24 protein-coding genes are annotated in these 23,391 nt (G+C 74.7%); 10 read left to right on the forward strand and 14 right to left on the reverse strand.

Translation table 11 applies throughout. The features are described from left to right. Window positions 1-28 precede the first annotated feature (28 nt). A complete protein-coding gene (locus tag FGG90_RS09540) occupies window positions 29-838 on the reverse strand; it encodes a hypothetical protein (protein ID WP_094127679.1) in 810 nt (269 codons plus the stop codon). An 83-nt stretch (window positions 839-921) separates the two neighbouring features. Here FGG90_RS09540 and FGG90_RS09545 point away from each other — a divergent pair, with 83 nt between their 5' ends. The 4 genes from FGG90_RS09545 (at window position 922) to FGG90_RS09560 (ending at window position 5,422) form a co-directional block, all read left to right on the forward strand. After that, complete coding sequence (locus tag FGG90_RS09545; protein ID WP_094127676.1) at window positions 922-1,314, forward strand: hypothetical protein; 393 nt, start codon at window positions 922-924, stop codon at window positions 1,312-1,314. Between the two features lie 63 nt (window positions 1,315-1,377). Continuing rightward, on the forward strand, window positions 1,378-1,560 hold the full coding sequence (locus tag FGG90_RS09550) for a PspC domain-containing protein (RefSeq protein ID WP_094127673.1): 183 nt from the start codon (window positions 1,378-1,380) through the stop codon (window positions 1,558-1,560). Window positions 1,561-1,693: 133 nt separating this feature from the next. Next, complete coding sequence (locus FGG90_RS09555) at window positions 1,694-3,610, forward strand: amidase (RefSeq protein ID WP_094127670.1); 1,917 nt, start codon at window positions 1,694-1,696, stop codon at window positions 3,608-3,610. A gap of 147 nt (window positions 3,611-3,757) precedes the next feature. Further along, window positions 3,758-5,422: a catalase gene (locus tag FGG90_RS09560; protein WP_094127667.1), complete on the forward strand. Its 1,665-nt coding sequence runs from the start codon at window positions 3,758-3,760 to the stop codon at window positions 5,420-5,422. 86 nt (window positions 5,423-5,508) lie between these two features. Here the strand turns inward: FGG90_RS09560 and FGG90_RS09565 are convergent, their stop codons facing one another. Together FGG90_RS09565 and FGG90_RS09570 are read right to left on the reverse strand one after the other, a co-directional pair. Beyond that, window positions 5,509-6,939 (reverse strand): acid phosphatase, encoded by a 1,431-nt coding sequence (locus tag FGG90_RS09565; protein WP_237583290.1) that lies wholly within the window; start codon window positions 6,937-6,939, stop codon window positions 5,509-5,511. A gap of 117 nt (window positions 6,940-7,056) precedes the next feature. Next, window positions 7,057-8,439, reverse strand: a complete 1,383-nt coding sequence (locus FGG90_RS09570) for a serine hydrolase domain-containing protein (protein ID WP_094127662.1) — start codon at window positions 8,437-8,439, stop codon at window positions 7,057-7,059. Between the two features lie 387 nt (window positions 8,440-8,826). Between FGG90_RS09570 and FGG90_RS09575 the strand changes: the two genes are divergently transcribed. Next, entirely contained in the window at window positions 8,827-9,234 is a 408-nt protein-coding gene (locus FGG90_RS09575) for a hypothetical protein (protein WP_094127659.1), read from the forward strand. Between the two features lie 121 nt (window positions 9,235-9,355). On the opposite strand, the gene FGG90_RS09580 is transcribed toward FGG90_RS09575, so the two are convergent. The 3 genes from FGG90_RS09580 to FGG90_RS09590 form a co-directional block, all read right to left on the reverse strand. Then, window positions 9,356-9,961: a nitroreductase family protein gene (locus FGG90_RS09580; protein WP_094127656.1), complete on the reverse strand. Its 606-nt coding sequence runs from the start codon at window positions 9,959-9,961 to the stop codon at window positions 9,356-9,358. A 112-nt stretch (window positions 9,962-10,073) separates the two neighbouring features. Further along, window positions 10,074-11,150 (reverse strand): Gfo/Idh/MocA family protein, encoded by a 1,077-nt coding sequence (locus FGG90_RS09585; RefSeq protein ID WP_237583291.1) that lies wholly within the window; start codon window positions 11,148-11,150, stop codon window positions 10,074-10,076. After that, entirely contained in the window at window positions 11,147-11,878 is a 732-nt protein-coding gene (locus FGG90_RS09590) for a ThuA domain-containing protein (RefSeq protein ID WP_094127654.1), read from the reverse strand. Before FGG90_RS09590 ends, FGG90_RS09585 begins: the two co-directional genes overlap by 4 nt. A gap of 179 nt (window positions 11,879-12,057) precedes the next feature. Between FGG90_RS09590 and FGG90_RS09595 the strand changes: the two genes are divergently transcribed. Next, complete coding sequence (locus FGG90_RS09595) at window positions 12,058-12,894, forward strand: sugar phosphate isomerase/epimerase family protein (protein ID WP_094127651.1); 837 nt, start codon at window positions 12,058-12,060, stop codon at window positions 12,892-12,894. Between the two features lie 25 nt (window positions 12,895-12,919). Here the strand turns inward: FGG90_RS09595 and FGG90_RS09600 are convergent, their stop codons facing one another. From FGG90_RS09600 to FGG90_RS09610, 3 genes are all read right to left on the reverse strand, one after another. Further along, window positions 12,920-13,390: a hypothetical protein gene (locus tag FGG90_RS09600; RefSeq protein WP_094127648.1), complete on the reverse strand. Its 471-nt coding sequence runs from the start codon at window positions 13,388-13,390 to the stop codon at window positions 12,920-12,922. A 59-nt stretch (window positions 13,391-13,449) separates the two neighbouring features. Beyond that, on the reverse strand, window positions 13,450-15,396 hold the full coding sequence (locus tag FGG90_RS09605; protein WP_094127644.1) for an ABC transporter ATP-binding protein: 1,947 nt from the start codon (window positions 15,394-15,396) through the stop codon (window positions 13,450-13,452). A 406-nt stretch (window positions 15,397-15,802) separates the two neighbouring features. Further along, complete coding sequence (locus FGG90_RS09610) at window positions 15,803-16,081, reverse strand: GlsB/YeaQ/YmgE family stress response membrane protein (RefSeq protein WP_094127641.1); 279 nt, start codon at window positions 16,079-16,081, stop codon at window positions 15,803-15,805. A 124-nt stretch (window positions 16,082-16,205) separates the two neighbouring features. Between FGG90_RS09610 and FGG90_RS09615 the strand changes: the two genes are divergently transcribed. After that, window positions 16,206-16,874, forward strand: a complete 669-nt coding sequence (locus FGG90_RS09615) for a response regulator transcription factor (protein WP_094127638.1) — start codon at window positions 16,206-16,208, stop codon at window positions 16,872-16,874. 21 nt (window positions 16,875-16,895) lie between these two features. Here FGG90_RS09615 and FGG90_RS09620 read toward each other — a convergent pair whose 3' ends face one another. Then, window positions 16,896-17,108: a hypothetical protein gene (locus tag FGG90_RS09620; protein WP_094127635.1), complete on the reverse strand. Its 213-nt coding sequence runs from the start codon at window positions 17,106-17,108 to the stop codon at window positions 16,896-16,898. After that, window positions 17,105-17,350, reverse strand: a complete 246-nt coding sequence (locus FGG90_RS09625) for an antitoxin VbhA family protein (RefSeq protein ID WP_094131411.1) — start codon at window positions 17,348-17,350, stop codon at window positions 17,105-17,107. The genes FGG90_RS09620 and FGG90_RS09625 overlap by 4 nt, the downstream gene beginning before the upstream one ends. Window positions 17,351-17,441: 91 nt before the next feature. On the opposite strand from FGG90_RS09625, the gene FGG90_RS09630 reads away from it, so the two are divergent. Both FGG90_RS09630 and FGG90_RS09635 read left to right on the forward strand, forming a co-directional pair. Further along, window positions 17,442-18,506: a S66 family peptidase gene (locus tag FGG90_RS09630; RefSeq protein ID WP_094127632.1), complete on the forward strand. Its 1,065-nt coding sequence runs from the start codon at window positions 17,442-17,444 to the stop codon at window positions 18,504-18,506. Window positions 18,507-18,559: 53 nt separating this feature from the next. Then, window positions 18,560-19,612: a DUF1266 domain-containing protein gene (locus tag FGG90_RS09635; protein WP_094127629.1), complete on the forward strand. Its 1,053-nt coding sequence runs from the start codon at window positions 18,560-18,562 to the stop codon at window positions 19,610-19,612. 9 nt (window positions 19,613-19,621) lie between these two features. Here the strand turns inward: FGG90_RS09635 and FGG90_RS09640 are convergent, their stop codons facing one another. Together FGG90_RS09640 and FGG90_RS09645 are read right to left on the reverse strand one after the other, a co-directional pair. Beyond that, on the reverse strand, window positions 19,622-20,656 hold the full coding sequence (locus tag FGG90_RS09640; RefSeq protein WP_094127626.1) for a glycosyltransferase family 9 protein: 1,035 nt from the start codon (window positions 20,654-20,656) through the stop codon (window positions 19,622-19,624). A 48-nt stretch (window positions 20,657-20,704) separates the two neighbouring features. Further along, window positions 20,705-21,370 (reverse strand): DedA family protein, encoded by a 666-nt coding sequence (locus FGG90_RS09645; protein WP_094127623.1) that lies wholly within the window; start codon window positions 21,368-21,370, stop codon window positions 20,705-20,707. Between the two features lie 327 nt (window positions 21,371-21,697). On the opposite strand from FGG90_RS09645, the gene bla reads away from it, so the two are divergent. Next, on the forward strand, window positions 21,698-22,660 hold the full coding sequence (gene bla, locus FGG90_RS09650; protein WP_094127621.1) for a class A beta-lactamase: 963 nt from the start codon (window positions 21,698-21,700) through the stop codon (window positions 22,658-22,660). A gap of 68 nt (window positions 22,661-22,728) precedes the next feature. Here bla and FGG90_RS09655 read toward each other — a convergent pair whose 3' ends face one another. Next, complete coding sequence (locus tag FGG90_RS09655) at window positions 22,729-23,364, reverse strand: TetR/AcrR family transcriptional regulator (protein ID WP_094127618.1); 636 nt, start codon at window positions 23,362-23,364, stop codon at window positions 22,729-22,731. Window positions 23,365-23,391 lie beyond the last annotated feature (27 nt).

The raw sequence follows: 23,391 nt of genomic DNA on the forward strand, positions 1-23,391 counted from the left end.
TGACCGCGACGCCGCATCCCGCCCCGTCTCAGACCGCGACGGTCGTGCTGCGCCAGGCGAGGGAGCCGCCGCCCACCTGCCAGACGACGGTCACGGCGTCGGGGGTGCCGTCGTCGTCCGTCCAGGCCGAGGTGTCGAGCGCGAGCTGCCGTCCGGATCCGGCGGCCGCCAGGTCCACGGGCACCTCCACGCCGTCGATCCACGCCCAGCCGGTCTCGGGGTAGCCGACGAGCCCGCCGTCCTCGGAACCGTCCTCGGGCGCGGGGAACGCGACCGCGAGGGGACGCGACGTGTCGACGGCCGGCGGCGGCTCCGCGGCGTCGTCCGGGCCCGCGGCGGGGTTCGCCCACTCGTACGGCGTGGGGCCGGTCGACGGCACGACGGCGTCGTCGATGCGGAGGCCCTGGTCGGTGCCGCGCACGATCCACGCGTCGGCGAGGTCGCCGTCCACCGCCGAGACGAGCGTGAACGCGCCCTCCGGCCCCTCGGCCACGACGGGCTCGACGCCGCGGAGGCGCTCGGCCTCCTCGGGCGACACCGTGCCCTGCCGACCGAAGGACGCGGAGTACGACGCGAACGCGGCGGCCGCCTCCTGCGCCTCGGGAGTGAGCATCGACCAGGCGGTGGCCGCGTCGCCCGCCGCGACCGCGTCGAGGTAGTCGGCGACGAGCGCGGTCTCGGCGGCGGACGGAGCGGCGGCCGGGTCCGTCGCGGGATCCGTGGTCACCTCCGTCGGCTCCGGCAGGGGCACGGGCGGCGCCTCGGCGGGGCCGGTGCAGGACGTGAGCACGATCGCCGACGAGGCGACCAGGACCAGGGGCAGCGTGCGGATCCTCATCCCCCGACGCTAATTCCGGCACCCGGAGGAATGTGGCGATTCCCACGACCCGCCCAGGGTCGGGCCCCCGCTAGCGTCGAAGGATGACCGACGCCCCCGCCCCGCGCACGCTGATCAGCAAGGCCGCGAACCTCCTCATCGACCGCGCCGACTTCGGGCTCGGCGAGCTGCGCCTCGGCGCGTTCCCCGTGAGCGTCGAGCCCGGCATGCGCGCCGCGGGCCTCGCCGGCAAGGAGGGGATCGGCGGCCGCCTGACCGTGACGACGGCGGGCCTCGCGTTCCGCGCCCACTCCGTGAACCGCGTGCGCGGCACCCTGGAGGTGCCGATCGCCGAGGTCGTCGACGCCCGCGACGTCTCGCGGCTGCTCAGCCGCCGGCTCGAGGTGACCCTGCGCGACGGGCGGAAGCTCCTGTTCGTGGTGTGGGGCGGCCCGCGGATCATCGCGGCGCTCGAGGAGGCGCGCGGCGCGGCCTGATCCCGCCGTCCGATCCGCGTCCCCGCCGGGCTCCCGCCCACCCGCGCCTGCCATGCTCGGTGCATGGCCACCCTCATGCGTCCCCGTCGCGGGAAGATCATCGCCGGCGTCTGCGCCGCCCTCGCGAACCGCTTCGGCATCAGCGCGTTCCTCGTGCGGCTGATCTTCGTCGTCTCCATCGTGCTGCCCGGTCCGCAGGTGCTGCTGTACCTGATCCTGTGGATCGTGTTCCCCAAGCAGCGCTGACCCGGCCGGTGGGCACCCCGCCCGCGCGCCGGCCGAACGGCGGCGACCCCGGATCGTCCCGCGCCCGAAACGCGGTCGCAACACCCGGTTCCCAGACTGGGGGAACGCCCCTCCCCCGTCCGGATGGATCCGCATGCCCGCTCGCCGCCGCCCCCTCGCGCCGATCCGCGGCGCGTCCCGTCGCGCGGCCCGCGCCCTCACGACGGGCGCGCTCGCGACCGCGCTCGCGCTCGGCGGCGTCGGGATCGACGTCGGCTCGCCGCATGCCGTCGCCGCGACGGACGCGTCCGTGAGCGCCCCGGCCGTCGTCGGGCTGACCCTCGCCGACGCCGCCGCGCTCCTCGCGTCCGGCGGCACCACGTCGGTCGAGCTGACCCGCGCCTACCTCGCGCGCATCGCGGCGTACGACGACGCGCAGGGCGACCGGAAGGGCCTCCAGGCGGTCATCACGACGAACGACCAGGCGCTCGCGACCGCGGCCGAGCGCGACGCGGAGCGGGCCGCCGGCACCGTCCGCGGGCCGCTCCACGGCGTGCCCGTGGTCGTCAAGGACAACCTCGCCACCGCCGACATGCCCACCACCGCGGGCAGCGCCGCGCTCCGCGACTACCGCACGGCCGACGACGCCACCGTGGTGGCCCGCCTGCGGGAGGCCGGGGCGATCATCCTCGCGAAGACGAACATGTCGGAGTTCGCGTGGCACGGCACCTACACGCTGAGCTCCGCGCGCGGCCGCACCGCGAACCCGTACGACCTGTCGTGGAGCGCGAGCGGATCCAGCGGCGGCACGGGCGCGGCGGTCGCGGCCGCGTACGCGCCGGCGGGCCTCGGCACCGACTCGTGCGGATCCGTGCTCGGCCCGGCCGCGCACCAGAGCCTCGTGGGGTTCCGGCCCACGATGGGCCTCACGAGCACGGCGGGCGTCGTGCCGCTCTCGCCACGGCAGGACACCGTGGGGCCGATGACCACCACGGTCGCCGACGCCGCGCTCCTCATGGAGGTGCTCGCGGGGCGCGACCCGGCGGATCCGCTCACCGAGGTCGCCGACCCGCAGCGCACCGACGCCTACGTCGCGGGACTCCGCCCGGACGCGCTCGCGGGGAAGCGGATCGGCGTCGTGCGCTGGTCGTTCGAGGAGGACCCGGAGAAGCCCGGCCTCGCGGAGACGACCGCGCTGATCGAGCAGGCCGTGCGCGACCTCCAGGCCCAGGGCGCCGAGGTGGTGGAGGTGCCGCTCACGCGCGAGTTCGTGGAGGGGACGCTGCAGAGCGGCGGCTGGATGGACATGCGCCCGTCCATCGACCGCTTCCTCCGCGAGACGCCCGCCACCTGGCCGGCGCGCGTCGCCGCCCGCACGGAGCCGGCCGACGTGCTGTCGTTCGCCGACGTGATGGCCGACCGGCCGAGCGCGCTCACCGACGGCGACATCGCCTACTTCCTCAGCCACCGCGACATCCCGAACCCCGACTACGAGAAGGCGATCGCCGAGCAGGACGCGGGCAAGGCCGCGATGGACGCGTTCTTCGTCGAGCACGGGGTCGACGCGCTCGCGATGCCGACGAGCGCCACCAGCGCCACGCCGACCTGGGCCGGCACGACCTTCTGCGACATCGGCGCGAACACGGGCATCCCGTCGATCTCGGTGCCCGCCGGCTTCACGTCGACCGGCGCGCCCGTGGGCCTCGAGCTCGCGGCCCCGCGCAGCCGCGACGGCGACCTGCTCGCCATGGCGTACGCGTACGAGCAGGCGACGCGGCACCGGGTCGCCCCCGCCTCGACGCCGGAGCTCACGGCCGCCGAGGACGAGGATCCCGCGGCGGCGGCGCCTGCGGCCTCGGCCGCGGACGACGCGACGACGACGACGGACGCCGGGACCGGATCGCCGGGATCCGCCCCGCAGGCCGCCGGCGCCGCGCGCATCGCCGGCGTCGGGATCAACACGCTCGCGCAGAACGCCGTGATCGCCGGAGCGCTCGCCCTCGTCGGCGCCGCGGTCGTGGCCGTCGGCGTCCTGCGCCGCCGCCGGTCCCCCGGGAGCCGCGCCGGCTGATCCCGCGGGCAGCGCGCCGGCAGCCCGCGAGCAGCCCGCAGTCAGCCGGCCGGGCGCCGTCCGCATGGGCTGGGAGTCGTCGAACCGCCCCTGGGCGTGTCGCCCCCCGCTCGGCAGGCTGGAGGGACGACGACGAAAGGACTCCCCATGACCGACGTCTCCTCCCAGGGCCCCGCCGACGGCGACGACCGCGAGGTCCTCACCAACCGCCAGGGCCATCCCGTCTACGACAACCAGAACCAGCGCACCGTGGGCGCCCGCGGCCCCGCGACGCTGGAGAACTACCAGTTCCTCGAGAAGATCAGCCACTTCGACCGCGAGCGGATCCCGGAGCGCGTCGTGCACGCGCGCGGCGCCGTCGCGTTCGGCTACTTCGAGGCCACCGGGAAGTGGGGCGACGAGCCCGTCTCGAGGTTCACGCGCGCCAAGCTCTTCCAGGAGGCCGGCAAGCGCACCGACGTCGCGATCCGGTTCTCCACCGTGATCGGCGGCCGCGACTCCTCCGAGGCCGCCCGCGACCCGCGCGGGTTCGCCGTGAAGTTCTACACGGAGGACGGCAACTGGGACCTGGTCGGCAACAACATGGGCGTGTTCTTCATCCGCGACGCCATCAAGTTCCCCGACGTGATCCACTCGCTGAAGCCCGACCCCGTCACGTTCCGCCAGGAGCCGGCCCGCATCTTCGACTTCATGTCGCAGACGCCCGAGTCGATGCACATGCTGATGAACCTGTTCAGCCCGCGCGGCATCCCCGCCGACTACCGCCACATGCAGGGCTTCGGCGTGAACACCTACAAGTGGGTGGACGCCGACTGCGGCACGAAGCTCGTGAAGTACCACTGGATCCCGAAGGTCGGCGTCAGCAGCATGACCGAGGCCGACGCGGCCGTCGTGCAGGGCGGCGACCTCGGCCACGCGTCGAAGGACCTCTACGAGGCCATCGAGCGCGGCGACTTCCCCGAGTGGGAGCTCCGCGTGCAGCTCATGGACGACGGCGACCACCCCGAGCTCGACTTCGACCCGCTCGACGACACGAAGGTGCGGCCCGAGAACGACTTCCCGCCGAAGGCCGTGGGGAGGATGGTGCTCGACCGGAACGTGACCAACCACTTCGCCGAGAACGAGCAGCTCTCGTTCGGCACCGGCGTGCTCGTGGACGGCCTCGACTTCTCCGACGACAAGATGCTCGTCGGCCGCACCTTCTCCTACTCGGACGCGCAGCGCTACCGCGTGGGCCCGAACTACCTGCAGCTGCCAGTGAACGCGCCGCAGCACGCGAAGGTGGCCACGAACCAGCGCGACGGGCAGATGACGTTCCACCAGGATCACGGCGGCCAGAGCCCGCACGTCAACTACGAGCCGTCGATCACGGGCGGGCTCCGCGAGGGGCAGTACCCGACGCACGACGACCAGGGCCCGGAGATCACGGGCCGGCTGACGCGCAAGCGGATCCCGCTCACCGCCGACTACCTGCAGGCCGGCCAGCGCTACCTGCTCATGGAGGGCTGGGAGCGCGACGACCTCGTCGCGAACCTCGTCGACCTCATCTCGCAGGCCGCGCGCGAGGTGCAGGAGCGGATGCTCTGGCACTTCTACCTCGTGGAGGACGACCTGGGCCGCCGCGTGGGCGAGGGCCTCGGGATCGCGCTCGACGAGGTGAAGGACCTGCCGCCGCTGCGGTCGCAGACGCTCTCCGACGAGGAGCGGGCGCGCCTCGCGAACCTCGGTCGCAACGGCACGCGCGACGTCACGGGCCTCGTGATGACGCACTGCGTGCCGGACGCGCGGCGGAACCTGGTCGACGCGGCGTAGGCGCGGCCCCGCGGATCACGCGGGACGACGGGAGGGGCGGGTGGCATCGGCCACCCGCCCCTCCTGCGCGTCCGGATCCGGTCGGGTCAGCCGCGCGCGGACCGGCGGCGGCGCACGAGCACCAGCCCGCCGCCCACGACCAGCAGGCCGAGGGCCGCGGCGAGGGCGCCGGGGGCGAGGTCGGATCCGGTGCGGGCGAGCGTCGCGGCGTGCGCGGCGCCGCGGCCGGCGGGGTGCGCCGTCGCGGTGGCGGATCCGGCCGTCGTCGCGCCGGGGTCCGAGGGGGCGGATGAGGCGGCCGGCGCGGGCGACGGATCCACGGTCGCGGCGCCCGCGAGGGAGACCGTGCCGTCGGCCGCGATCGTGATCTTCGCGGTCATCGCGGCCGCGAGGTCGATGCGCTCCCAGCTGCCGGCCGCGCCGAGGTCGAGCGGCTCGCCGGAGTCGATCGCCGTGAGGGCGAGCACCTGGCGGCGCTGGGCGTCGGTGAGGTCGGGGCGGCTCGAGCGGAGGAGCGACTCGGCGCCGTCGGGCACGGTCATCGGCTGGCCGGCCTGGCCCACGAGCGGGAAGCCGTACGTCAGCCGCTGCCGGTAGACCGCGAGCGCCTGGTCGGTCGGGAGGTACGGGGTGTCCGCGGCGACGCAGACCGCGAGCGTCGCGCCGCATCCGGCCTCGAGCACCTGCCGCAGCTCCGTCGCGGCCTGGGCGTAGAGGTCGCGGAACTCGGGGTCGGCCCAGCGGCGCTGGACGATCTCCTGCCCCATCATGTGCCCGGCCATCACGTCGATCGGGTAGTGCGCGCCCATCACGATGCGGTTGTTGCCGGCGTCGGACGCGCGGGCGAGGATCTGCGGGGCGAGCTCCGGCAGCATCGTCGCGAGCGAGACGCCCTGCCAGAACGCCTGCGACGTGTGGCCGCTCGGGTAGGAGCCGTCGTGGCCCGCCCAGGCGTTCCCGCCGGGCTTGTCGCGGTACTGGAGGCGCTCGGGGAAGGCGACGTAGGGCCGCGGGTTGGCGTAGTGGTTCTTGGCCGGGCCCGTCGACCCGCCGCGGCCGACGAGGCCGTTCTCCTTGTTGAGGAGCGCCGCGGTCTTCGGCAGCTGCCCGGCGTCGCGCGCCGCCTTGTAGATCGCGCCGAGGCGGGCGCCCAGGCCGTCGGACATCGACACGGACATGTCGGCGTACTGGTCGACGATCGCGCGGTCCGACTGCGCCTTCGGGGCGGTCTGGTTGATGCGCACGGTCATGTCGTCGTTCAGCTGCATGATGTCCGGCCGGCCGCTCTTCAGCGCCGGGAACGCGTCGAGCATGGGGACGAAGTCGTAGGTCGCGTCGGACGCGTAGACGTGGTCGATCGTGGCCTGGTCGAACGGCGCGGGCACGGTCGCGGCCTGCGCGGCGGAGACGCCTGGGCCGGCGAGGACGACCCCGAGGATCGCGGTGGCGGAGAGGAGCGCGGCGACGCGGGCGCGCGGTCGGACGGTCGTGATGGCGGGGATGAGCGTGCCTTCCATGGGGTGGTCGGCCGATCGGCCTCCCGCACCGTAGGGACCGACCGTGGCCGCGCGGCGCCCGCCGGGTGAACCGCGCGTGGCCGGCTGGCGAGGAGGCGGGATCGTTCCCGCGGCGCGTCAGCCGCGCGAGCGCGGGACCCACTCGCGCGCGAGCGGCTCCAGCGTCATGCCGCCGCCCCCGCGGATCCGGTCGACGCTGCCGTCGGGTGCGCGATGGGCCGTGATCTCCTCGCCGACGGAGCCGAACCCCTCGCCCTCGACGATGCGCGCCGAGGAGTCGCCCGTGCGCTCGAGCACGTCGACCGACTCGAGCGGGTGCTCCGCGGTCGGGTCGATGCGGAGGAAGCGGTCGCCGACGACCTGGAAGTCCTGCAGGCCCCACACGTTGGCGAAGCGGCCGGTGAAGGGCGCGTCGACGGCGGCGCGCTCGGCGTCGGTCGCGGCGGAGTCGGCGAGCAGCAGCTCGAGCACGCCCGTGCTGAGCGCGGCCGCCGGGCCGTCGATCGCGTTGGTGAGGACGGTGACCGCCCAGCCGCTCGCGGGATCCACCGCCGTGCGCGTGATGTGGCCGGGGTACCCGCCGGAGTGGCCGAGCACGGTGGCCTCGGCGTCGCCGGATCCGACGCGCTCGACGATGAGGCCGTAGCCGTAGCGGCGGGTGCCGGCCGGATCCGCGCTCGTGTCGTACCGGGGCCGCTGCTGCACGCGCTTCGACGCGGCCGTGAGGAGCCGGTCGTCGTCGGGCAGCACGAGCGCGGAGAAGAAGGAGACGAGCTCGGACGCGGTGCTCGTGACCCCCGTGGCGGCGGCCATCGCGCGGGTGTCGACGTGCGGGAGGACGGTGCGCTCGCGGGAGGTGCGGAGCGAGGTGGAGGCGGCCGCGTACTCGTCCGCGCGCGCGGGGTCGTACTCGGCGGTGGTGTCGCGGAGGCCGAGCGGGGCGGCGATCCGCGTGGCCAGGTACTCGGCGAAGGAGAGGCCGGATGCCGCCTCGACGACGAGGCCGAGCAGGGAGTACCCGATGTTGGAGTAGTTGAACGCGGTGTCGGGCGCGACCTTGGCGACGCCGGGCGCGTTCGCGATCGCGAGGAGGTGCGCGCGGTCGGGGAACGGGCCGGCGTGCTGCCAGTGGTCGCCGTCGAACCCGTCGCGGAGGACGCCCGCGCCGTGCTCGAGGAGGGCGGCGACCGTGACGTCGGCGAGCTCGGATCCGGAGTCGACGAGCTCGGGCACGTGCTGGCCGAGCCGGTCGTCGAGGCGCAGGGCGCCCTGCTCGGCGAGCTGCAGGATCGCGGTCGCCGTGAAGCTCTTCGAGTGCGACGCGACCCGGAACAGGTGCGCGGGGGTGAGCGGCGCGCCGGTCGTGGGGTTCGCGACGCCGAACGCCTCGGACAGCACGACCTCGCCGTGCCGGGCGACGGCGACCTGGGCGCCGGGGACGCGGGTCTGCCAGACGCGGTGGTCGAGCCAGGTGCGGACGTACTCGAGGATCTCGGTCATGGGGGTGCTCCGGGGATCGGGGACGGCGGGCGTGCCGGACTCTACGCGAACGGGGCGGGGCGGGGCGCGGGGCCGGCGGGCGCGCGCCCCATCCGCCGGGCGAAGGTCGGGCGGCGCGGCACATCCGCCGAGCGAACGTCTCGCGCTCCCCGCTGGGCGCCTCCTGGGCGGGCAGGACGAGGCCGGGGCCCGTCCCGTCTCCTGGGTGACGCACCACCCGACAGGAGCAGCCATGATCGACCCGAGCCGCGGATCCCGACCCGCGCGGTCCGCATCCGCGGACGCCCGCACGCGCCCCCGCACCGTCACCACGACCGCGACCGCGACCGCCGTCCGCCCGCCCGCGTGCGCCCGCGCGACGGGAGCCGCCGTCCGAGGATCGGCCCGATGAGCGCCCGCATGGCCGGTGCCGTCCCGCGCCGCCGCCCTCGGGCCGCGCGCGCCGCCGCCGTGACCGGGCTCGTCGTGGGGATCGTGGTCGTGGTCGTCGTGCTGCTGCCCGTGCTCGGCTTCCTCGGCGCGGCCGACGCGGCCACCGCCGGCCAGCTCGACGTGCCCGTGACGCTCATCGCGCTCGGCGTCGGGGTGTCGCTGGTCGTCGCGCTCGTGATGCTCGGCATCGCCGCCCGCACCCGAGACGGCCGCGTCGCGTGGGTCGCGGCGGTCTCGGCCGTGGTGGCGACGCTCGTCGGATCCGCGTGGCCGCTCGTCGCGACCGTGATCGCGAGCGTCGGCCAGGTGCAGGACGCGATCCCGTTCCTCCGCGACCTCGTGGGGCGCGTGCTCGGCGGCTGAGTCCGCCGGATCCGCATCGGCCGACGCGCCTGCCCGTCCTCGCCGCCCGGCCCGACCCGCCGCCCGCGCACGGCAGCGGCCGCCGACCCGGAGGTCGACGGCCGCGTGCGCGCGGCATCCGCTACTCGCGGACGAGCACCAGCTCGGACAGCGGCAGGCGCGTGCGCGGCGCGGTCTCGCGCTCGGCGAGCGGGCCCTCGAGCGCGTCGGCCGGCGCGACGGTGCCGACGGCCGTGACGGTGAGCGGCTGCAGGTTCTCGGGCAGGTCGAACGCGGCGCTGAGCTTGTCGAACTCGACGCCGGCCATCTGGTGCGTGTGGAGGCCCTCGGCCTGCGCCTGCACGGAGAGGTGGGCGACGGCCTGGCCGAGGTCGTACGCGGCGTAGGGGCGCTTCTCGCCCTCGACCGTCGAGGTCTCGGCGATCGCGACGACGAGCGCGGAGGCGTTCACGGCCCACGCGGCGTTGAATCCGACCAGGGAGTCGACGATCGTGTCGAAGGAGTGGGTGCCGCGGCGGGCGACGATGAAGCGGCGCGGCTGCTGGTTGCTGCCGGACGGAGCCCAGCGCGCGGCCTCGAGGAGGGCGTCGAGCTGCGCGTCGGAGACGGTGGCGTCCTTGTCGAAGGAGCGCGGGCTCCAGCGGGCGTCGAGCTCGCGCACGATCGGCACGACGGTGTCGGCGGTGCGGGCGGTGGATGCGGGGGTGGTGCTCTCGGTGAGGGTCATGCGAGGGTCCTTCGGTCGGTGGTCGGGGTCGGCACGCCGTCGGGCCTCGCGGATCACAAGGCGGGATGCGGCCCGGCTATTCCTGGGTGACGCGGGGACGGCCGGGCCCCGCCTAGCCGGCGAGCGGGTCGCGCACGTCCTCCACCTGGCCGGACTCCGCGGAGCGGCCCGCGGCCTCCATCAGCGCGAGGCTGCCGAGGTTGTCGCGGCCGCTCGTCTCCGGCGGCGGGCCGCCGAGGATCGAGAGGGCGAAGGCGCGGAGGCCCGCGGCGCGGCCCTTCAGCGGCAGCGTCTCGAGGTCGAGCTCGCGCTCGGCGCCGTCGGCGTCGCGGATCCCGACCCGGTCGGCCGAGACGCCCTCGCCGCGGCTCGTGAACGTCAGCTCGCCGTCGGCGCCGGAGATGCGCCACTCGCCGGCCCACGGCGTCGCGGGTCCGCGGTGCAGCCAGCTGCCGCGGTAGTCGACGATCAGGCCGCCCTCCAGCTCGATGACCATGGAGGCGACCGCGGGGTCGCGGTAGTGGCTGAACGACGGGCGGCTGGTGCGGGCGAACACGCGCACGGCCTCGCGGCCCGTGATCATGCGGATCAGGTCGAAGTGGTGGATCGCCATGTCGTTGATGATCGGCTGCGGGAACCGGTAGTGCGGGTAGTCGTCGGGCTCGTCGTTGTCCCACTGGCGGAAGTCGATCTCGATGGTCGCGACCTCGCCCAGCGCGTCGGCCGCGAGCAGCTCGCGCACGCGCCGCGGCGCCGGGTACCAGCGGTAGTTCTGGCTGACCTGCACGATGAGGCCCAGCTCCTCGCCCCGGCGGACCACGGCGGCGGCCTCCGCGGTGGAGTTCGCGAACGGCTTCTCGACGATCACGTGCTTGCCGGCCTCCAGCGCCTCCAGCGCGAGGGGCGCGTGCGTGACGGCCGGCGCGGTGACGATGACGGCGTCCGCCTCCACCGCGGCGAGCGCGTCGGCGAGCGACGCGAACGCGGCCTCCGCGGGCAGGCCGAGGATCGCGCGCACCTTCTCGCGGGTGGGCTCGCTCGGATCCACGATCGCGACGACCTCGACCTCGGCGACCCGGGGCACGGCGTTGCGCGCCCAGTCGCCGCCCCAGCCGCCGAGGCCGACGTGGATCACGCGGACGCGCGGGCCGGAGGAGGCGGAGGCGGCGGGCCCCTTCGCGGCGCTCATCGGGCGAGGAACCAGTCGCGCGGGTGCTGGTCGGCCGTGAGGTCGGCGCGGCCCTGGGTGGGCGCGACCCAGCGGGCGGCGTTCGCGAGCACGCGGCGGATGTCGGGGTGGTGGTACACGGGGTACTCCTGGTCGCCCGGCGAGAAGTAGAAGACCCGGCCGCGGCCGCGGTGGTACGCGACGCCCGAGCGGAAGACCTCGCCGCCGGCGAAGGTGGAGAGGAACACCTCCTCGTCGGGGCGCGGGATGTCGAACTGCTCGCCGTACATCTCCTGCCGGTCGATGACGATCGGATGCGGGATCCCCTCCGCGATCGGGTGCTGCGGCGCGATGGTCCAGACGAGCTCGCGCTCGCCGTCGTTGCGCCACTTCAGCGAGCACGTCGTGCCCATGAGGCGCGTGAAGACCTTGGAGTAGTGGCCGGAATGCAGGACGACGAGGCCCATGCCGGCGTGGACGTGGCGGATCACCCGCTCGACGACCTCGTCGGACACCTCGCCGTGGGCGACGTGGCCCCACCAGTACAGGACGTCGGTGGCGGCGAGGCGCTCCTCGGTGAGGCCGTGCTCCGGATCCTGCAGCGTCGCGGTGCTCACGGACGCGTCGTCGCCGAGCAGCTCGCGGAGGCCATCGGCGACGACGGCGTGGATCCCGTCCGGGTAGTGCGACAGGACGGTCGCGTCCCCCCGGCTCTCGTGCACGTTCTCGTTCCAGACGACGATGTCCATGGGCGCTCCTCGTTCGGCGGTGATCGGGGGAGCGGGCGTCGTGCGGCCGGGTCGGCCCGGGATCCACCCGGACGCGGCGGCGTGCCCGCGCCTACGATCGTACGCATGCCCCGCGCCGATGCGGGCGACCCGGGAGGCCGCATGAACGCCATCGCCATCGACCCGACCGGAGCCGTCCGATGACGCGCCGGACGGACGCCGTCGGCCCGACCGACAAGGCCGTCCACGCCTGGTCCCTGGACGGGACGCTCGGGCATCCGCGGGTCCCGGGCCCGGACGGATCCGGCGCCGTCACCCGCGCCGCCGGCGCCCTCGACCTCCTCGACCTGCCCGCCGAGCTGGCCCGCCGCGGCTACCGGGCCGTGCAGCTCGCCCACTTCCAGCTGCCCACGCGCGACGCCTCCTACCTGGAGGAGCTGCGGGCCTCGCTCGAGTCGTCGGGCATCGTGCTCGACGCGTTCCTCGTCGACGACGGCGACCTCACCCACCCCACCGACGCCGACCTGCACGAGCGGTGGATCTCCGGCCTCCTCGACGACGCCCTCACCCTCGGCGCGCACCACGCCCGCGTCGGCGCCGGCCGCAGCGCGCCCACCCCGGAGCTGATCGCCTCCAGCGCCCGGCGCATGTCGCGGCTCGCCGACGACCACCCGGGCGTGCAGGTGGTCGTCGAGAACTGGCGCGAGATGATGCCCGACGCGGACGCCGTGCTCGCCCTCCTGGCCGATGCCGGCGACATCCGCGTGCTCATCGACCTCGGCAACTGGACGATGCCCGACAAGCACGAGCAGCTCGCCCGCATCGCCCCGCACGCGGTCACCTGCCATGCCAAGGCCCACCGCCACGACGACGGCCGCCTCGACGACGTCGACTACGCCCGCTCCCTCCGCGTGCTCCAGGACGCCGGCTTCGCGGGCGCGCTCGCGATGGTGGACGAGTCGAGCCGGCCCGACGGATCCGACGAGTGGGACGGCCTGGAGCAGGAGTTCGAGGTGGTGCGGCGGGTGTTCGGGTGATCCGGTTCGGGGTGCGCGTCCGGCGCTAGACCGCGGAGGTGCGCGCGCGTCCGCCCACCGCGCCGTGCGCGCGCAGGAGGAGCGCCGCGGATCCTCCCGCGAGGACGACCGCGCCGGCGACGGACACCGGCCGCACGTCCATCACCGAGAGGATGCCCGCCCCGACGATCGCGGCCTCGGCGACGGCGCAGAGGCCGATCCCGACGAGCGCGGCGACCCGGCTGAGGCGCGCCAGCCGGACCGCCGCCGAGGCGAACAGCCAGACCACGAGCGTGAGGGCGCCCGCGAGGGGCGGCACGAGGACGAGCCCGAACCCGAAGCCGGAGCCGAAGCCGGGGATCAGCGGATCGGTGAGGGACGAGTCCCCCGTGACGGCCACGGTGAGGTACGCGAGGCCGAGCGTCGCTCCGAGGAGCAGGGCGCGCGAGGTGACGAACGCGATGATCCGGTCGGCGGGATCCCACGCCGCGGCGCGGGGGTCGGCCGGTGCGCTCATCCCGCCACCGTATCGGCGCCCGGGGCAGCGCCTCAGGGCCGGGCGCCCGGGGCGCCGCGTCAGCGGCCGGGCTCGGCGAGCGCCACGCCGTCGTCCGCCGCCGCGCCCTCGTCCGCCACCGCGTCCACGTCCGCCGCCACCGTCTTCCGCACCGCGAACTGCGTCCGGTGCAGCTCCTCGTACCGGCCCGCGGCGGCCAGCAGCTCGTCGTGCGTGCCGCGCTCGACGATGGCACCGTCCTCGACCACGAGGATCATGTCGGCGCTGCGGATGGTGGAGAGGCGGTGGGCGATGACGAGGGCCGTCCGCCCCTCGAGCGCCTCGCTCAGCGCGGCCTGCACCGCGGCCTCGGAGGTCGAGTCGAGCGCGGCCGTCGCCTCGTCGAGGATGACGACGCGCGGCTGCGCGAGCAGCAGCCGCGCGATGGTCATGCGCTGGCGCTCGCCGCCGGAGAGCCGGTAGCCGCGCTCCCCCACCATGGTGTCGAGCTGGTCGGGCAGGGAGCGGACGAGCGGCTCGAGCCGGGCGCGACGCACGGCGTCCCACACCTCCTCGTCGGTCGCCTCGGGCCGGGCCAGGCGCAGGTTGGACAGGATCGTCTCGTGGAACAGGTGGCCGTCCTGCGTCACCATGCCGAGGGTGTGCCGCATGGAGGCGAAGGTCACGTCGCGCACGTCCGTCCCCGCGAGGCGCACGGCGCCGCTGTCGACGTCGTAGAGGCGCGAGAGCAGCTGCGCGATGGTCGACTTGCCGGCGCCGGACGTGCCGACGAGCGCCACGGTCTGCCCCGCCTCGATCCGGAAGGACACGCCGTGCAACACCTCCTCGCCGCCGCGGGTGTCGAGCGTGGAGACCTCCTCGAGGGAGGCCAGCGACACCTTGTCGGCGGACGGGTAGGCGAACCGCACGTCGTCGAACTCGACGGACACGGGACCCGCGGGCACGCTGCCGGCGTCCGGCTTCTCCTGGATGAGCGGCTCGAGGTCGAGCACCTCGAAGACGCGCTCGAAGCTGACGACCGCGCTCATGATCTCGACCCGCGCGTTCGCCAGGCTGGTCAGCGGCGCGTAGAGGCGCGTGAGGAGGAGCGCGAGCGTGACGACCTCGCCGGTGTCGAGCTGGTCGGACAGCGCGAGGAAGCCGCCGAGCCCGTAGACGAGCGCGAGGGCGAGCGCGGAGACGAGCATCAGCGCGGTGACGAAGACGAACTGGAGCATCGCGGTGCGCACGCCGATGTCGCGGACGCGGGCGGCGCGCACGCGGAACTCCGCGGACTCCTCGCCGGGCCGGCCGAACAGCTTCACGAGGGTGGCGCCGGGCGCCGAGAAGCGCTCGGTCATCTGCGTGCTCATGGCGGAGTTGTGGTCGGCGGCCTCGCGGCGGAGCGCAGCGAGGCGACCGCCCATGCGGCGCGCGGGCACGAGGAAGACGGGGAGCATGATCACCGCGAGCACGGTCACGAGCCACGACGTGCTGAGCATGACGGCCAGGGTGAGGATCAGCGCCACGAGGTTCGTGACCACGCCGGAGAGGGTGCCGCTGAAGGCCTGCTGCGCGCCGATCACGTCGTTGTTGAGGCGGCTCACGAGGGCGCCCGTGCGCGTGCGGGTGAAGAACGCGATGGGCATCCTCTGCACGTGGTCGAACACGGCGGTGCGGAGGTCGAGGATCACGCCCTCGCCGATGCGCGCCGAGAACCAGCGGGTGACGAGCGAGACGCCGGCGTCGGCCACGGCCACGAGGGCGATGACGACGGCGAGCCGGATGATCGTGCCCACCTCGCCGCGGGCCACGATCACGTCGACCACCTGGCCCGCGAGCACCGGCGTCGCGACCGCGAGGAACGCGCCGACGACGGACAGCCCGATGAAGACGAGCAGCTTCGCCCGGTACGGCACCGCGAACGTCAGGATCCGCTTCACGGACTCGCGGGAGATGCCGCGCGACCCGTCCCGCGCGCTCGAGATCTTGTAGAGCGAGCTCCAGGCGACGCCTTCCATGCTCATGCTGGTTCCTCTCGTGGGCGCTGCGCTCCGCTCGGGCGAGCGGCGGTCCGCCCGGGGTCGGACGTGCCTGCGGGCCGGGCGGCGTCCGCGTCGATGTCCCGGCCGGCGACGTCGTCGTCGCGACCGGATCCGCGGACGGGGCGTGGACGGGTCGTCCTGCCGGTGGGCGCATGCCCATCATGAGCCACGGACGGCGCGATCACGTCCTCGGACAGGGAGCCGACACCGGATGCGCCCGGGCGACCCGCGCATTGGACGGATGCCGCCCTGGCCCGGCTGCGTCAGATGATCGGACCGCGCACGCCGGAGGGGCGGGCCGCCTCCTCGGCGACCCGCCCCTCCTCTGCTCCCGCTACCGGCGGTCGTCCGGGGCGCGCCAGCGCGTCCAGGGCTCGCCCGGCCGTGTTCAGCGGCGAACGGACTTGCGGCCGCCGACCTTCACGTAGACGAGCAGCACGATGATGGCGCCGATGATCGAGCCGATGATGCCGGCGGGCTGGAAGAAGCCCTCCATGGCGTCGTGCTGGAAGAGCAGGAAGCCGAGGAAGCCGCCGACGAACGAGCCGATGATCCCGAGCAGGATCGTCATGGGGATCGACAGGTTCTGGCGTCCGGGGACGACCGCGCGGGCGATGAAGCCCGCGATGAGTCCGACGACGATGAGGCTGATGATGAGTCCGAGCATGGTGATCTCTCTTCTGTGCGAGCACGTCAGGAAGACGCGCGGTGGTGCCCGTTCGGGGCGATGACCTCAATCAACCACCCTCCGGGGTGTGGGTGCACACCCCTGGGGGTGGGATCCTGGATCCATGCCCGCCACCCGCACCCGCCCCGTCACGATCGCGCTCGTCGACGACTACGACGTGGTGCTGACGGGCCTCGCCCACATGTTCGACGACTACCGCGACCGCGTGCTGGTCGCCGAGATCGACGCGAACGCGGCCCTCTCCGACGACATCGACATCGTGCTCTACGACTCGTTCGCGCAGCCGGAGTCCGACCACCACGAGATCGCCGAGCTGGTGCGGAACCCGCGGGCCCGCCGCGTGGTCGTCTACACCTGGAACTTCCAGCCCGAGCTGATCGCCGACGCCCGCCGGCAGGGCGTGCAGGGCTACCTCTCCAAGGCGCTGCCGGCGCGGGAGCTCGTGGAGGCGCTCGAGCGGATCCACGCGGGCGAGGAGCTCTTCAACGACGCGCCGCTGCGGGCCGCGAGCGCGCCGTCGCTCGACTGGCCGGGCAAGCGCGAGGGGATCACGGACCGCGAGTCGGAGATCCTCGCGCTCATCACGCAGGGCAAGAGCAACCAGGAGGTCGCGGCGCTCACGTACCTCTCCCCCAACACGGTGAAGAGCTACATCCGCTCGATCTACCGGAAGATCCAGGTGCAGAGCCGCACCCAGGCGGTCATCTGGGGCGTGGGGCACGGGTTCAGCCCGGACCACCATCGGATCGACCATTGGTTGGGTGGGCCGTAGGGAGAGCGAGCGATAGGACGCTCAGCCGAGCACGTGCCGCCGGATCTCGGCGACCGCCTCCTCCGAGGTGATCTCCTCCCGCGCGGCCCGCTCGGTGATCTCGAGCAGGACCGGGTCGGTCACCTCGCCGCCGGCCAGCGCGAGCGCCGCATCCGCGAAGGCCAGGCTCTCGGCCGCGCGTGCCTCGACATCGTCGGCCTCGTCGAATCCGAGCCCCGCGTGCGTCTCCGTCATCTCGGCAGGTCCCCGTCACCCGAAGCGACGTTCGACGACGGAACATCGCCCTGGATGTGCCGACGGATTTCCGCGATGGCCTCGTCCCCGGTGATCTCCTGCCGCGCGGCACGCTCGAGGATGGTGCGGAGCACCGGATCGGTCACCTCGTGCCCGGCCAGCGCGAGCGCGGCGTCGGCGAATGCGAGATGCTCGCGGACTCGTGCGTCCTCGGCGGCGGCGGCGTTCTCTGCGTGCGACATGACGGGGCCCTTCCGTTCGGTCGCATGAGAGTACCGAGCGGAGCGGGTCGGAGTCCGCGCACTCCCGGCCGCCTCTGGGAGCATGACCCGCATGATCCCCTCCACCTCCTCCCGCTTCCGCAAGTCCGTGCCCAAGGCGAAGGCGGGAGACCGGGTGGCGGTGCTGAGCCCCGCATTCGCGGCCCCCGGGATCGCGCCCGAGGTGCACGAGCAGGCGATGCGGCGGCTGCAGGAGGCGACCGGGCTGATCCCCGTCGAGTACCGGACCACCCGGCGGCTCGGCGCCAGCGCCCGCGACCGCGCCGCCGACATCACGGCCGCGTTCGCCGACGACTCCATCCGCGCCATCGTCTCGACCATCGGCGGGGACGACCAGGTCACCGTGGTGCCGCACGTCGACATCGAGGAGCTGGCCCGGAACCCCAAGCCGTTCCTCGGCTACAGCGACAACACGAACCTGCACAACCTGCTCGCGGGGCTCGGCATCCCGAGCTTCTACGGCGGATCCACCCAGGTGCACCTGGGCGCCGGGCCCGCCATCGACGACGTGCACCTGCGCTCGCTGCGGGCCGCGCTGATCGAGGGCGGCGAGCTCGAGATCACCGAGCCCGGGGAGTCGGAGGACTTCGGGATCGACTGGACGGATCCTCGCGCCCTCACCGAGCACGGCGAGCGCCACGCGACGGAACCGTGGAAGTGGGCCGGCCCGGCGAAGACGGTGGAGGGGCCGACGTGGGGCGGCTGCATCGAGGTGATCGACCAGATCGCCATGGCCGACCGCATGCCCGAGGTCGCGAAGCTCGAGGGCGGGATCCTGCTGCTCGAGACGAGCGAGGAGGTGCCGTCGGCCGACAGCGTGCGCCGCTGGGTGCGCGGGCTCGGCGAGCGCGGGATCCTCGACGTCGTGGCGGGCGTGCTCGTCGCCCGGCCGCCGACCATCCTGATGGGCGCGCCGGTGCCGTCGGCCGAGGAGCGCGCGCGGCTGCGGGCCGAGCAGCGCGACACGGTCATCGAGCAGGTCGCCCGGTACAACCCGCGCGCGGTCGTGTGCGTGGGCGTGCCGTTCGGGCACACGCGGCCGCAGTGGATCCTGCCCCACGGCGGCACGGTGCGACTCGACGGGGCGGCGAAGACGGTGTTCGCGGACTACAGCTGACGCGTGGACGCCCGGACGGCGGTGCCGATCCGGTCGCTGGATAGGCTTCGCGCGTGACGCTGCAGAACCACCCCGGCGAGGTCGAGTTCCCCGTGCGCGCCCGGCTGCGCCACGCCCGGATGCTCGACGCCCAGCGGTTGCGGCCCGGCGGCGGCAAGGGGACGCGCGCGCTGCTCGTCACCGCCCTGGCGCTGCCGTTCGGAGCGGCCGGCGTGGCGCTCGGGATCCTCGTGGCGACGTCCGGCGAGCCGGAGGGCGGCCCGGCCATGCCCATCGTGCTGTTCGCGCTCGGGATGGGCGTGGGCCTGCTCGTCGCGTCGCTCGTCTTCCAGCAGATCGACGCGCGGGCTCCTCGGCGGGATCAGCTCGACTACGTGGCCCAGGCGCGGATCCGGCCGGTGCTCCTCGAGGAGCAGCAGCTGCTCGCGCTGGACGCCGTGAGCGACTTCTCGTTCGGCGGCTGGAACTCGTCGCTCGCGTTCCAGCCCACGTGGGCCGAGATGCCCGCGGAGCTGCGTGCGGAGCACGCCGACGGCGCGACCGGGCACGAGTGGGCGGGCCTCCCGATGGCGCCCCTCGCGCAGCACCGCGCCGCCCTCGACACGCAGTTCCGCATCGCGTCGCGCGACGACATCGAGCTGTTCGTGGCGGATGCGCTGACCCAGGGGCCGCAGTCGGCGCGCTTCGCGGAGGTGGCCGCGTCCGACGAGGCGGAGCGCATGGTGTCGCGGATGGCGGCGCTCACCGGGCGGAGCGAGTTCGAGATCATCGACCTGACCAGGGCGCACGGCGGCCGGCCTCCCGTGCTCCTGCTCGCTGGCGACAGCGAGCGCACGATCGGCGCGATCCGCTACGCCTACGTCGCCGGATACCTGCCCGCGGACGACGCATGGGCGCTGATCCGGCAGATCGGCGCGCGGGTCGTCGCGACCTACGCCGGCTGGGACGCGTACTGGGCGGACGTGTCGCTCGCGCTCGCCTTCCGCACCGACAGCCTCGACGCGGTGATGTCGCAGCGGCGGGTGCGGGACGCGCTCTTGTCGTCCGCATGGCCGGCGGCGACGGTGCCGTGGCCGGGGGTTACGGCACAGACGCCGCGGAGCTGACCCGGCGGATCAGTCGCGCGGCTCGCCCGTGAGCGGGCGGATCACGCGGTGGCCGTCGAGGGAGCGGGCCGCCTCGAGGACGTGGGCCGGCGTGATCGCGAGGAGCGCCGGATCCGGGATCGCGGAGAACGTGTCGCCGAGGCGCTGGGACGCGTCGGTCAGCACGATGTGCGGGCCGGACGCGGGCGGGCCCCACTCCTCGGGCGGGGCCGGGCCGAAGATCACGACCGAGGGGATGCCGTAGGCGGTCGCGAGGTGGGCGGCGCCGGTGTCGGCGGAGATCACGAGGTCGGCGGCCGCGATGATGCCGGCGAAGGCATCGAGGGCCAGCTCGCCCGCGAGCACCGTCGAGGTGGGCATGCCGGCCAGGGCGGCGACCTCGAGGGCGCGCTCGCGCTCCTTGTCGGATCCGGTGAAGACGACCGTGCGGCCCTCGTCGGCGAGCGCGCGGGCGACCTCGGCGAAGCGGTCGACGGGCCACTGGCGGGATCCGTAGGCGGCGCCCACGTGGATCACGACGGCGTGCTCCGCGACGGGCGGCTCGGCGGGGACGAGGATGCCGACGTCGTCCGGATCCGCGGGCATGCCGTGCCAGGACACGAGCCGGGCCCAGCGGTAGCGCTCGAGGACGTGGTCCTCCCAGGCGGGGCCGTCGGCGGCGGGCATCCCGTCGAGCTCGGGAGCGGCGTGGCCGAGGGTGCGGTGCGCGCGCAGCTCGTGGAGGAGGGTGCGGCTCTCGATGCCGGCGCCGTGCAGGTTGATCGCGAGGTCGACCGTGCCGGGCTCGCGCGCGATCGGGTGGTCGAAGCCCTGCTGCGGGAGGTGCTCGTCGACCATGCCGAGGAGCCGGACGACCGGCGCGAGCCAGCCGGTGGTGGCGAGCGAGATGCGGGCGTCGGGGTGCGCGCGGCGGATGGCGCGGAGCGCGGGGACGGCCACGAGGATGTCGCCGAGCTTGATGGCGCGGAGGACGAGGATCTCGGCGGGGCGGTCGGCGGATGCGGTCACGGCGTCGGGAGCGGCACTGGCGCCGGGGGTCTGCATGGGTTCCAGCCTGGCAGAGGAGCGCGGCGGCGGTCGGGCCGCGGGCCGTCAGGCCGTCCGCACCCGCCGGATCAGCCGCGACACCACGAACCACAGCACCAGCAGCGCGATGACGCCGACGGCCGCGTACGAGATCAGCCCGCTCCACTCCTCGAGCACCGGGCGGATCGCCGGGCCGAACGCGAAGCCGAGGCCCACCCAGATGCCGTTCCAGGCGCCGGATCCGAGGACCGTGTAGAGCGAGAACCGCGCGAGCGGCATGCGCTCGATGCCCGCCGGGATGGAGATGAAGGAGCGCACGAGCGGCACGCACCGGCCGAGCAGCACGGCGGTGCCGCCCCACCGCACGAAGAAGGCCTCGGCCTTGTCGAAGTCGGCGTGGTCGAGCAGCGGGATCCGGCCGACGAGGCGGCAGGTGCGATCGCGGCCGAGCGCGGCGCCGATCGCGTACCAGATGAGCGCGCCCACGAGCGCGCCGATGGTGGCCGCGGCCCAGGCGCCCCACGCGCTCATGCGGCCCTCGTAGGAGAGGAATCCGGCGACGGGGAGGATCGCCTCGGACGGGATCGGCGGCACGAACGTCTCGATCAGCACGGCGAGGCCCACGCCCACCTCCCCCAGCGTCTCGATGAGGGAGAGGACCCAGCCGACGAAGCCGTCGTACCCCTCGCTCGGATGGATCTCGCCGGGGGTCACTGCGGTGATGGCGCTCATGCGGCCTCTCGTCTCTCGGGGGGTCGGGCGTCGATGCGGTCGGGCGTCGGGTCGTCCTCGGGATCCGCGGGGCGGGCGCGGCGGCGCGCGCTGCGGTCCCGATCCGCGAGCCTAGGGAACTCATTTCCACAACCGCTGAATCGAGGCGTGGTCCGCGCGGGGGACGCCCGTCGACCCCGCGGGGGACGCCGGATCCGCGCCGTCGCGCGAGGCTGGATCCGGGGCAGTGCGACACGCACCTCCCCGCACCCGCACGTCCCCGCACCCGCACCCGCACCCGCACCCGCCCATCCCGCACCCGCCCGACGCCTCCCGAGGAGCCCCGCCGTGATCCATCCCGCCCGCCGCACCGCCCGCACCGGCATCGGCACTGCCCTCGCCGCCGCCCTCCTCGCCGGATGCGCCGCCGCCCCCGCGGAAGCCCCGACCACGACCGCGCCCGCGACCGCCGCGCCGTCCGCATCCGCCGCCCCCGCGGTCGACCAGGCCGCCGCCGACGCCGCCTTCGCCGCGCTCGAGGAGCGCTTCGGCGCGCGCCTCGGCGTGCACGCGGTCGACACCGGCACGGGTGCCGAGGTCTCCTGGCGCGCGGACGAGCGCTTCGCGTACGCCTCCACGATCAAGGCCCCGCTCGCGGCCGCGCTCCTCGACCGCGTCGGGATCGCCGGGATGGAGCGCGCCGTGCCGATCGAGGCGGCCGACGTCCTCGCCTACGCGCCCGTCACCGAGACCCGCGTCGGCGGCACGATGACCCTCCGCGAGCTGGCGGAGGCGGCCATGACGCGGAGCGACAACACGGCCGCGAACCTGATGTTCCGGGCGCTCGGCGGCCCGTCCGAGCTGGATGCCGCGCTCACCGCCCTCGGGGACGACACCACGGTCGTCGCGCGCGACGAGCCCACGCTCAACGAGGCGACCCCCGGCGACGACCGCGACACGACGACCCCGCGCGCCACGGCCGCGCTCCTGCGGGCGTACGCGCTCGGCGACGCGGGAGCCCTCGCGGATCCGCTCGACGACGACGAGCGCGCCCTCTTCACCGGCTGGCTGAAGGCGACGCAGACGGGCGCCACGCTCGTGCGCGCCGAGCTGCCGACGGAGTGGACGGTCGGCGACAAGTCGGGCAGCGGCGCCTACGCGAGCCGCGGCGACGTCGCGGTGATCTGGCGCCCGGACGCCGCGCCGATCGCGGCGCACTCCTCGAAGGACCGGCAGGACGCGGTCGCCGACGACGCCCTGATCTCGGGCGCCGCGAAGGCCGCGGCGCAGGCGCTGGGCGCGCTCGGCTGAGCCGCGGGACCCGCGCGCGTCACCGTCAGCGCCCCGGCGCCGTCGACGACGACGAGGGCACGCCCGGGTCAGCGCCCGCCGTCCCCCGCGAGCAGCGCCAGCGCCCGGGCGAGGTCCGCGACGGCCCGCTCGGCCACCGCATCCGCATTCGCGTCCGCGCCCGCGTCCCGATGCGCCAGCCACGCGCCCACGATCCCCGTCATGCCCGCCACCGCGAGCACGGCCGACCGCTCGGCGCGGTCGCCGTCGATCCCCGCCGCGGCGAACCTGCGCCGCGTCTCCTCCACGTACCTCCCGTGCTCCCAGCGCGGCAGGTCGGCGAGCGCGGGGATCCGCTGCACGGTCGCGGCGAGGTCGACGAGCACGCGCTGGCGGTCGGGCTCGCGGCGCACGCGGTCGAGCTCGGCGCGGAGCACGGCGGCGACGGCGTCCTCGAGCGGCAGGCCGGCCGGATCCTCGGCGGACGCCAGCTGCGCCACGACCGCGTCGACCTCCTGCCGCAGCAGCGCGCCGAGCAGCTCCTCCTTCACGCCGAAGCAGTAGTGGAAGGCACCGTGCGCGAGGCCGGCCTCCGCGGTGATCGCCCGCGTGCTCGCGCCGGCGACCCCCGTCACCGCCATCACGCGCACGGCGGCGTCGAGCAGCTCGGCCCGCCGTGCGTCCCGTGATCCGTAGGCGCGGGTGGTCTCGGGGGCGGCCGGCATGGGAGCGACGCTACCAAGCGGCTTCGG

This window comes from Clavibacter michiganensis subsp. tessellarius (genome assembly GCF_021922985.1).
Lineage (GTDB): Bacteria > Actinomycetota > Actinomycetes > Actinomycetales > Microbacteriaceae > Clavibacter > Clavibacter tessellarius.